This window comes from Pseudomonas sp. NPDC087803, assembly GCF_044742995.1.
Classification (GTDB): Bacteria; Pseudomonadota; Gammaproteobacteria; order Pseudomonadales; family Pseudomonadaceae; genus Aquipseudomonas.
The window spans coordinates 1-10074 of the sequence record NZ_JBIUVO010000101.1 but is presented as its reverse complement, the minus strand read 5'-3'; the positions used below and the strand labels follow the sequence as shown (position 1 = coordinate 10074).

Sequence of the window (10074 nt, the reverse complement as noted above, 5' to 3'; positions counted from 1 at the left end):
GATCAGCTTGGTGTAACGCTCAACCATGCCGCCGACTTGCTCGCTCTGGTCAGGGTGGACCAGAAGATGATTTCGTAATGACGCATGAATGCTCCTTACGGGTTGTAGCCTGCCGCTCAAAAACGGTCAGACAAGGAGTGAATGACACTTATGGACTTGCTGGCGCGGGGCACATGCGTGCCTGCCGTCACAGCAAGGGGCGCAATTGTAGAGAAGGGACTGAAGAGGTGCAAGGCAATTGGTGATTATTTGAACAATCACCGGGAGACACCTGTAGGAGCTGCCGAAGGCTGCGATCTTTTGACTTTGATTTTTCAAAACAAGATCAAAAGATCGCAGCCTCGTTTCACTCGACAGCTCCTACAGGCCACACAGAGAACTTTATTTCTTGGCTGCTGCCTTGGCCTTGGCGCCGCGTTGACGCTGCGCTTCGAACAGGCATACACCGGTGGCCACGGACACGTTGAGGCTGCTGACGCTACCGGCCATTGGCAGGTTCACCAGGTAGTCGCAGTGCTCGCGGGTCAGGCGACGCATGCCTTTGCCTTCGGCGCCCATGATCAGGATGGTCGGGCCGGTCAGGTCCTGGTCATAAATGCTGACCTCGGCCTCACCCGCCGTGCCGACCACCCACAGACCACGTTGCTGAAGCTTTTCCAGAGTGCGCGCGAGATTGGTCACCGCCACCAGCGGAATCACTTCCGCCGCGCCGCAGGCCACTTTACGCACCACCGGCGTCAGGGTTGCCGACTTGTCCTTGGGCACGATCACCGCCAGCGCACCGGCAGCATCCGCCGAACGCAGGCAGGCGCCGAGGTTGTGCGGGTCGGTCACACCGTCGAGCACCAGCAACAGCGGTGCGCCTTCGGTGCGATCGAGCAGTTCATCGAGCATCGCCTCGCCCCAGACCTGACTCGGACTGACGTCCGCCACCACGCCCTGGTGCACGCCTTCAACCCAGGCGTCCATTTCGCGGCGTTCGGCCTGACCGATCTGCACACGATTTTCGTTGGCCAGTTCGATCAGGGTCTGCACGCGCGGATCGTTGCGGCTTTCAGCCAGCCAGATCTGCTTGACGCGTTTCGGGTGGTGACGCAGCAACGCTTCTACCGCGTGAACGCCGTAGATTTTTTCCAACTGACTCATGACTTCGCCTTCGGTTTACGCGACCCGCCGCTTTTGGCTGGAGCCGAACCCGCTTTCGGCGGGCCTTTACGGTGTTTGCTCGGTTTGGCTGGCTTGCCGCCGACGGCCTTCTCAGGCGCCGACCGTCCGGTCTTTCCCCCAGACGCCGCTTTACCACCGCTTTTGGCTTCGGCCAGCAAGGCCTTCTTCAATTCACGGCTTTTGCGCAGCTCGGCATTTTTCGCCACGGCATCGCTCGGGCGATAGGCCTCGGCAGCCTTTTCCTTGGCTGGACGACGGCTGGCGGTTTTCGCCGGAGCCTTCTCTTCCACAGCCTTGGTCGCTGCCGGAGCAGTTGTTTCGCTGCCGCGCTTCTTGCGACCAATCGGCGCGCTGATGGTTTTTTCAGCCATCTCGAAGTCGATCTTGCGCTCGTCGAGGTCGACGCGCATCACGCGCACTTCAACGGTATCGCCAAGACGGAAACTACGACCGGTGCGCTCGCCCGCCAGGCGGTGATGCACAGGGTCGAAGTGGTAGTAATCGCCCGGCAGCGCGGTGACGTGCACCAGGCCTTCGACGTAGATATCGGTCAGCTCGACGAACAGGCCAAAACCGGTCACCGCGGTGATCACGCCCGGGAACGATTCGCCGACGCGATCCTTCATGAACTCGCACTTGAGCCAGTTCACCACGTCACGGGTGGCTTCGTCGGCACGGCGCTCGCTCATCGAGCACTGCTCGCCGAGTTGCTCCAGCGCCGCTTCGTCGTACGGATAGATGCGCGCCTTCGGAATGGTCATCGCCCCGGCACGACGAACGTGCGGAGTGTCCTGTTTCGAATGGATCACGCTGCGAATGGCGCGGTGCGTGAGCAGGTCCGGGTAACGCCGGATCGGCGAAGTGAAGTGGGTATAGGCTTCGTAATTCAGGCCGAAGTGGCCTTCGTTCTGGGCGCTGTACACCGCCTGGCTCAGGGAGCGCAGCATCACAGTCTGGATCAGATGGAAATCCGGACGGTCCTTGATGCTTGCCAACAGGGCCTGATAATCCTTCGGCGACGGGCCGTCCTTGCCTTTGTGCAGGGACAGACCGAGTTCGCCGAGGAACGCACGCAGCTTTTCCAGACGCTCCGGTGGCGGACCGTCGTGGACGCGGTACAGCGCAGGAATTTCATGCTTCTTGAGGAATTCGGCGGTGGCCACGTTGGCCGCCAGCATGCATTCCTCGATCAGCTTGTGCGCATCGTTACGGGTGGTCGGACGGATTTCGGCAATCTTGCGCTCGGACCCGAAGATGATCCGGGTTTCCTGCGTTTCGAAATCGATCGCGCCACGCACGTGACGGGCAGCCAGCAACACTTTGTACAGCGCATAGAGCTGCTTGAGGTGCGGCACCACGTCGGTGTATTCGCCGCGAAGCTTGCGCGCTTCGGTGGCTTTCGGGGTTTCCAGCATCGCGCTGACTTTGTTGTAGGTCAGACGGGCGTGGGAGTGGATCACCGCTTCATAGAAGCAGTAGTCGGTCATTTCGCCGGACTTGGAGATGGTCATCTCGCAAACCATGGCCAGACGATCAACGTGCGGGTTCAGCGAGCACAGGCCGTTGGACAGCTGCTCAGGCAGCATCGGCACCACGCGCTCGGGGAAGTACACCGAGTTGCCGCGCACCTGGGCTTCGTTGTCCAGCGCCGAACCGATCTTCACGTAGCTGGAAACGTCGGCAATCGCCACGTACAACTTCCAGCCGCCGGAGAACAGGCGCAGTTTGCCGGGCTTGGCTTCGCAGTAGACCGCGTCGTCGAAGTCGCGGGCATCTTCGCCGTCGATGGTGACAAACGGCAGGTGGCGCAGGTCGACACGCTTCTCTTTGTCTTTTTCTTCGACTTCCGGCTTGAGCTTGGCGGCTTCTTTCAGCACCGCTTCAGGCCAGACATGCGGAATGTCGTAGGTACGCAGCGCGACATCGATTTCCATGCCCGGCGCCATGTAGTTGCCGACCACTTCGACCACATCGCCTTGCGGCTGGAAGCGCGGCGTCGGCCAGTGGGTGATCTTCACCTCGACGAACTGACCGATCTGCGCATTGGCGTTGCGGCCTGGCGTAACCAGCACTTCCTGCTGGATCTTCGGGTTGTCGGCAACGACGAAACCGATACCGCCCTCTTCGAAGTAGCGACCGACGATCGTTTCGTGGGCGCGGGACACCACCTCGACGATCACGCCTTCACGGCGGCCACGACGGTCGAGACCGGAAACACGGGCCAGCGCACGGTCGCCATCAAACACCAGACGCATCTGCGCCGGGCTCATGAACAGGTCATCGCTGCCGTCGTCCGGCACCAGGAAGCCGAAACCGTCACGGTGCCCGCTGATGCGGCCGAGGATCAGGTCGAGCTTGTCCACTGGCGCATAGGTGCCACGGCGGGTGTAGATCAATTGAGCGTCGCGCTCCATGGCGCGCAGGCGGCGGCGCAGGGCTTCGATCTGGTCTTCTGTGGTCAGACCAAACTCTTCGACCAGTTGCTCGCGGGCAGCAGGCGAACCCCGATCGGCGAGATGCGCCAGGATCAGTTCGCGGCTGGGAATAGGGTTTTCATATTTTTCCGCTTCACGAGCGGCCTCGGGATCGAGGGACTGCCAATCGGCCATTAGAGAGTTTTCACCTTGTCTATATGCGGGTTAGTTTGGCATAGGCGCCATCAAACGGGAAATTTCCGACTATATAAGGCCCTTCTAGAGCCTTGTATCGACGCCTGAAAGCCCTTTTGAACACCGCCGGTAAAAAAATTCATTTTTTTTGCTGAGAGGGGTTTACAGTTAAAAAGGCGCTCCGTATAGTGCGCGCCATCGACGACGTACACACGTTGACGAGATGCCCAGGTGGTGAAATTGGTAGACACGCCAGCTTCAGGTGCTGGTGACCTTACGGTCGTGGAAGTTCGAGTCTTCTCCTGGGCACCAATTTCGAGTTTGAGACTAGATCAGTTTCAAGACTCACACAAAACCCGCGAAAGCGGGTTTTTTGCATTCTAAGCAACCGATTTGTTAAAACCGATTAATTAAAATTAAATCAGGGGTTTACAGATCAAAAAGCGCTCCGTATAGTGCGCCACATCAACAGCGGCAACGCTCGCGATGAATGCCCAGATGGTGAAATTGGTAGACACGCCAGCTTCAGGTGCTGGTGACCTTACGGTCGTGGAAGTTCGAGTCTTCTTCTGGGCACCAATTTAAACTCAAGGTCGTGACCTTGAGTTTCCCAAAAACCCGCGAAAGCGGGTTTTTGCGTTTCTGGCGTTTGAAAACCTGCGGCCTCCCTGTGGCGAGGGAGCTTGCTCCCGCTGGGATGCGCAGCATTCCTCGCTCTGATTTCAGTCATGCCCTCTCTCAGGATTAACGACTGCTACGCAGCCGAGCGGGAGCAAGCTCCCTCGCCACAAATGATCACCAGATCATGCTCTAGCAAACCTCCGTCCTCCTCGCAAGGCGCACTTGAGAAACAATATCGTTTATCATTGTTGCAAGTTTTTGCAATGCGACAGTGAGGAACCCTGCGAATGATGTTTCGAAATACCCTGCGCCGCGGCTTGACCTTCACCCTGCTCGGCCTGGCACTCGCCACTCCCCTCACCCAGGCAGCCGATGCGGTTTCCCTGACGCTCTACAACGGTCAACACAAGGAAGTCGGCGACGCGATCGCCAAAGCATTCGAGGCCAAGACCGGCATTCACGTCAACGTACGCAAGGGCAGCAGCAACCAGCTCGCCAGCCAGGTCATCGAAGAAGGTGACCGCTCCCCCGCCGACGTGATCTACACCGAAGAATCCCCGCCACTGAACAACCTCGGCGAGCAAGGCCTGCTGGCCAAGACCGACGACGCCACGCTGGCCGTGCTGCCCAAGCAATACGTCGCCGGCAACGGCACCTGGATCGGTGTCACCGCCCGGGTTCGTGTAGTCGCTTACAATCCGAAACTGGTCGATGAGAAAGACCTGCCGAAGTCGGTGATGGAATTCTCCGATCCGAAATGGCAAGGCAAAGTCGGTTTCGTACCAACCAGCGGCGCATTCCAGGAACAGGCCGTGGCAATCATCAAGATGCACGGTCGCGACGCCGCCGAAGCGTGGCTGACCGGCCTGCGCGCTTTCGGCAAGACCTACAGCAACAACATGGTCGCGCTCAAAGCCGTGGAAAACGGCGAAGTCGCCACCGTGCTGGTGAACAACTACTACTGGTTCGCCCTGCAGCGCGAGAAAGGCAAGCTCGACTCGAAACTGCATTACTTCACCGGCGGCGACGTCGGCGGGCTGATCACCGTGTCCAGCGCTGCCGTGCTGAAATCCAGCAAACATCCAAAAGAAGCCCAGCAATTCCTCGCCTACATGGCTAGTGAGGAAGGCCAGCGCGTGATCACTCAGACCACCGCCGAATACCCGCTGCACAAAGGCATGGAATCGGACCGCGGCCTCAAGCCGTTCAGCGAACTGCAAGCGCCGAACGTGACCCCGGCCGATCTGGGCAACGCCGAAGAAGCGCTGGATCTGGAACGTGAAGTTGGCCTGAACTGATGGCCGCATCGTTATCCGCCCCCGCCGCGCGCGGGGGTTACGTGCCACGACGCAAGCGGCCGTCGATCTGGCTGGTGCTGCCGGTGTTATTGCTGGTGGTCATGAGCCTGTTGCCGCTGGCTTACGTCGGCTTGAAAGCCTGGCAGGCCGGCTGGGCTGAGGCGCTGCACTTGTTATGGCGCCCGTACGTGTTCGGTCTGCTGCGCAACACACTGGCGCTGATGGTCGGCGTGACGCTGACTTGTGGCGTGATCGGTCTGTCACTGGCGTGGCTGCTGGAGCGCAGCAATCTGCCGGGACGACGCCTGTGGGGGGTGATTCTGTGCCTGCCGTTTGCGGTGCCGGCGTTTGTCAGCAGCTTCACCTGGGTATCGTTGAGCGCGCAGTTCGAAGGCCTCGGCGGGGCAATTCTGGTGATGAGCCTGTCGAAGTATCCGCTGATTTTTCTGCCGGTCGCGGCGACCCTGCGCAACCTCGATCCGTCCCTCGAAGAATCGGCCCGCACCCTGGGGCAGAATCGCTGGGGCGTGTTTTTCCGCGTCACCCTGCCGCTGCTCTGGCCGTCGCTGCTGGCCGGCTCGCTGTTGATTGCCCTGCACATGCTGGTCGAGTTCGGCGCGCTGTCGATCATCGGCCTACAAACCTTCACCACCGCAATCTATCAGCAATTCGAATTGGAATTCAGCAACGCCAACGCGGCGATGCTCTCGGCGGTATTGCTCGCGTTGTGTCTGATGCTGCTGTGGCTGGAGCTGCGGGTACGCGGCAAGGGCCGCCATGTGCGCACCGGCCAGGGCGCGGCGCGGCAGGCGGAGCAAGTGCGCTTGGGGCCATGGGCCATTGCCGGTCAGTTGTATTGCATGTTGCTGGCGATTGTCGGCAGCGGGATTCCGCTGGGCATGCTCGCGTACTGGCTGGCGGTTGGCTCATCGGCAGCCTTCCCGGTCGCAGCGATCACCGAGGCCCTGCTGTCCTCACTGGCCTTGTCGCTGGGTGGCGCAGCGCTGTGCTTGCTGCTGGCGGTGCCGGTCGGATTGCTGGTGGTGCGTTACAAGGGTCAACTGGCGATCTGGGCCGAGCGCTTGCCGTATCTGCTCCACGCCTTGCCGGGTCTGGTGATTGCGCTGACGCTGGTGTATTTCGCCCTGCACTACGTGCCGGTGCTGTACCAGACTTCGGCGTTGCTGCTGATCGCCTATGCGTTGCTGTTTCTGCCGTTGGCGCAGGCACCGATCCGCACGGCACTGAACAAGGCCGCGCCGCAACTCGAAGAGGCTGCACGCACGCTGGGCGCTTCGTCGCTCACCGCGTTTTGTCGGGTGACCCTGCCGATCATCTTCCCGGCATTGGGTGCGGCGTTTGCGCTGGTGTTTCTGGATGCGATGAAGGAACTGACGGCGACGCTGCTGCTGAGTCCGACCGGACTGAACACGCTGGCGACGGAAGTGTGGGCGCATACCGCGAATGTCGAGTTTGCGGCGGCAGCGCCTTATGCGGCGTTGTTGATCGTGGTGTCGGGGCTGCCGGTGTATCTGCTGACGACGCGGATGTATCTCAGCCGCTAAAAGATCGCAGCCTGCGGCAGCTCCTACAGGGGAATTTGCGTTTCCTGTAGGAGCTGCCGCAGGCTGCGATCTTTTGATTTTAAGCCCTGAACTGCCCCAGGCTGGCTTTCAACTGCGCCGCCAAACCATCCAGCACCCTGCCACTGGCCGTGGTCTCCACCACCGCCTGCGCCGCTTTCTCGGCCTGGGCATGAATCGTCTCGACCCGCCCGCGCACCGCCTGTGCACCCTGCGCTTGATGCGCCGCGGCTTGCGTCGCCAGACCGATCGCCGCATGCACCTGCTCGACCGAAGCCTGCACCGACTGCTGCAACCGTGCGCTGTCACGCAACACCAGCAAACCTTCGCTGGCCTGACGTCCGGCCTGACCAATCGCTTCTACCGCCTCACGCGCGCCCTGCTGCAACGCGACGATGTGCGCCTGAATATCGCCAGTCGAGCTTTGCGTCTTGCTCGCCAAGGCGCGCACTTCATCCGCGACCACCGCAAAACCGCGCCCGGTCTCACCGGCCCGCGCCGCTTCGATTGCCGCGTTCAGGGCCAGCAGGTTGGTCTGCTCGGCGATGCCGTGAATCACCGTCAGCACCACTTCGATCTGTTCGCTCTGCTGCGCCAGTCGCTCGATGACTTTCGCCCCGGTGTCGACCTGCCCGGCCAACGCCTCGATCAGGCTGCCGACCTTCGCCGAAGTGCGGGTGTTTTCGTCGGTCGCCTGACGAATATCCACCACCTGTTTCAACGCCGCCTGCATGGCGTGGCTTTCCGATTGCGCCTCATCAGCCATTTGCGACAGCGCGCGCAGGCTTTCCGCCACTTCATCACGCTGCATCCCGGCTGCCGCATCGGCACCGGCATTGCGCAACGTCATCGCGCCAATTTCCACGCCGGTACGCTGGGCCACGTCGCCCGCCTCGCGCACGATCGGCTGCAACTTATCCACAAAGCGATTGACCGCCGAGGCCATGTCGCCGATTTCGTCCTTGCTGTTGATCTGCACGCGCTTGGTCAGGTCACCCTCGCCTGCCGCCAGATCGTCCATCGCCGCGTTAAGCATCTTCAAGCGATTGACCACCCGGTGGCCCAGCACCACCGCCAGCAACAACAGCACGCCACAGCCGACCAGCGCCAGGCCCATGCCGATCCGCCAGCGCAATGTCGCAGCGGCGTCCTGCACGGTGCTGGTGGTGTTGGCTTTCATTTCGGCAGCGGTGGATTGCGCCGACTGCAGGCGCGCGCGCATCGCACTGGCACTGTCAGCAGCGGCCCCCTTGAGGCTGTCGCCGACCAGTTGATCGCTGCTGGCGATCAGCGCCGAGAAGCGCTGGTCGAGCGCGGCCAGATCGGTTTCCACCGAAGCAGTCGAGACGCCCATCAGCACCTTGCCGATTTCTACACCGTTGGGGTTGATCGAGGCTTCGAGATAGTAGACCGACGGATCGTTTTTCGCCGCGTCCAGCACCTTGTCCAGCGCGCGTTCGCCCTGGCCTTTTTCCAGCAAGGCCTTGTTGATCGGGTTTTCGCGATTGAGGTAACGCGTCAGGTGCTGACCGGTAGCGTCGTCATAGACCACGAACAACACATTGGGATTGCGCTGGGCGCGGCGGGCGAATTCGGACAGGGTTGGCACGTCGCTGTCCCACATGGCGCGCGGCGCCACCGAGGCGAGCAACTGGGCCATGTCATTGGCCGAATCCTTCAAGTCCTTTTCCAGGGTCGTACGCAGTTGCGCCTGCTCTTCCTTCAGACGAGAAGACAGGCCGGCGGTCAGACGCTGCCGGGTACTTGCGGAAAGGTTATCGAGGCTCGAGGTGACTTCACGCCCGGCCTGCTCCAGCTCGCCGGAAAGCTTTTGGCTGTCAGCGCCCAGGCGGGTGCCGAGATCAGCTTCCAGCGCCGTGACCGTGCTTCGTGTCAGGGCGACTGCCACCAGCACTTGCACCAAAAGGGCGATACCAAGGGTAACGAACACGGGCCGCAACAAACGGCTTTGTAACAGTGAGAGAACGGCCGACACTGTGAATCCCTCTACTTCTGACGCCATTAATTTGATGGCACTCTTGTAGGAAGATTTACAGCAAAGGTCATGCCGTCCAACAGGCATAAACGACAAAGGCCCCGATTAAGGGGCCTTTGTTTTTTACATCAACGACTTATCAAGCGAACGGATGACGCAGAACGATGGTTTCGTTGCGATCCGGGCCCGTCGAAATAATGTCGATCGGCGCGCCGATCAACTCTTCAACGCGTTTGATGTAGGCACGAGCGTTAGCTGGCAGCTCTTCCAGGGTTTTGGCACCCACGGTCGATTCGGTCCAGCCCGGCACTTCTTCGTACACAGGCTGCAGGCCCACGTAGCTGTCAGCGTCGGTCGGCGCCACGGCATTGCCTTGCGCGTCTTTGTAGCCGGTGCAGATGTTGATGGTTTCCAGACCATCGAGTACGTCCAGCTTGGTCAGGCAGATGCCCGAGATGCTGTTCACATCGATAGCGCGACGCAGGATAACGGCGTCGAACCAGCCGCAACGACGGGCACGGCCGGTGGTAGCGCCGAACTCGTGACCTTGCTTGGCCAGGTGCGCACCGACGTCGTCGAACAGCTCAGTCGGGAATGGACCCGAACCGACGCGAGTGGTGTAAGCCTTGGTGATGCCCAGGATGTAGTCGAGGAACATCGGGCCAACGCCCGAACCAGTCGCCACGCCACCTGCGGTGGTGTTGGAGCTGGTCACGTACGGGTAGGTACCGTGGTCGATGTCGAGCAACGAACCCTGGGCGCCTTCGAACATGATGTCTTTGCCGGCGCGACGCAGCTCG

General features: G+C 60.8%; 6 protein-coding genes, 2 tRNA genes and 1 pseudogene. 4 read left to right on the top strand and 5 right to left on the bottom strand.

The features are described 5' to 3' along the window. From ACIOUG_RS25850 to rnr, 3 genes and pseudogenes are all read right to left on the bottom strand, one after another. A pseudogene (locus tag ACIOUG_RS25850) lies at window positions 1–86 on the bottom strand (30S ribosomal protein S6); the annotation flags it as partial. Between the two features lie 295 nt (window positions 87–381). Further along, a complete protein-coding gene (gene rlmB, locus ACIOUG_RS25845) occupies window positions 382–1146 on the bottom strand; it encodes a 23S rRNA (guanosine(2251)-2'-O)-methyltransferase RlmB (protein ID WP_003221131.1) in 765 nt (254 codons plus the stop codon). Beyond that, window positions 1143–3776 carry a ribonuclease R gene (gene rnr / locus ACIOUG_RS25840; protein ID WP_401069845.1) on the bottom strand — a complete coding sequence of 878 codons (2634 nt, stop codon included), beginning with the start codon at window positions 3774–3776 and terminating at the stop codon, window positions 1143–1145. The genes rlmB and rnr overlap by 4 nt, the downstream gene beginning before the upstream one ends. A 225-nt stretch (window positions 3777–4001) precedes the next feature. Between rnr and ACIOUG_RS25835 the strand changes: the two genes are divergently transcribed. The 4 genes from ACIOUG_RS25835 (at window position 4002) to ACIOUG_RS25820 (ending at window position 7260) form a co-directional block, all read left to right on the top strand. Next, window positions 4002–4088: transfer RNA gene (locus ACIOUG_RS25835), tRNA-Leu, on the top strand. A 180-nt stretch (window positions 4089–4268) separates the two neighbouring features. Next, window positions 4269–4355 (top strand) — tRNA-Leu (locus ACIOUG_RS25830). Window positions 4356–4684: 329 nt separating this feature from the next. Beyond that, window positions 4685–5695 carry an iron ABC transporter substrate-binding protein gene (locus ACIOUG_RS25825; RefSeq protein ID WP_401069842.1) on the top strand — a complete coding sequence of 337 codons (1011 nt, stop codon included), beginning with the start codon at window positions 4685–4687 and terminating at the stop codon, window positions 5693–5695. Next, window positions 5695–7260: an ABC transporter permease gene (locus ACIOUG_RS25820; protein ID WP_401069840.1), complete on the top strand. Its 1566-nt coding sequence runs from the start codon at window positions 5695–5697 to the stop codon at window positions 7258–7260. The genes ACIOUG_RS25825 and ACIOUG_RS25820 overlap by 1 nt, the downstream gene beginning before the upstream one ends. A 79-nt stretch (window positions 7261–7339) precedes the next feature. On the opposite strand, the gene ACIOUG_RS25815 is transcribed toward ACIOUG_RS25820, so the two are convergent. Both ACIOUG_RS25815 and ACIOUG_RS25810 read right to left on the bottom strand, forming a co-directional pair. Then, entirely contained in the window at window positions 7340–9274 is a 1935-nt protein-coding gene (locus ACIOUG_RS25815) for a methyl-accepting chemotaxis protein (RefSeq protein ID WP_401069837.1), read from the bottom strand. Window positions 9275–9413: 139 nt separating this feature from the next. After that, on the bottom strand, window positions 9414–10074 hold a 661-nt coding region (locus ACIOUG_RS25810), incomplete at its 5' end, for an adenylosuccinate synthetase (protein ID WP_401069835.1).

Coding starts and splice junctions, on each gene's coding strand:
- rlmB (WP_003221131.1), bottom strand. CDS start 1,146: ATGAGTCAGTTGGAAAAAATCTACGGCGTTCACGCGGTAGAAGCGTTG.
- rnr (WP_401069845.1), bottom strand. CDS start 3,776: ATGGCCGATTGGCAGTCCCTCGATCCCGAGGCCGCTCGTGAAGCGGAA.
- ACIOUG_RS25825 (WP_401069842.1), top strand. CDS start 4,685: ATGATGTTTCGAAATACCCTGCGCCGCGGCTTGACCTTCACCCTGCTC.
- ACIOUG_RS25820 (WP_401069840.1), top strand. CDS start 5,695: ATGGCCGCATCGTTATCCGCCCCCGCCGCGCGCGGGGGTTACGTGCCA.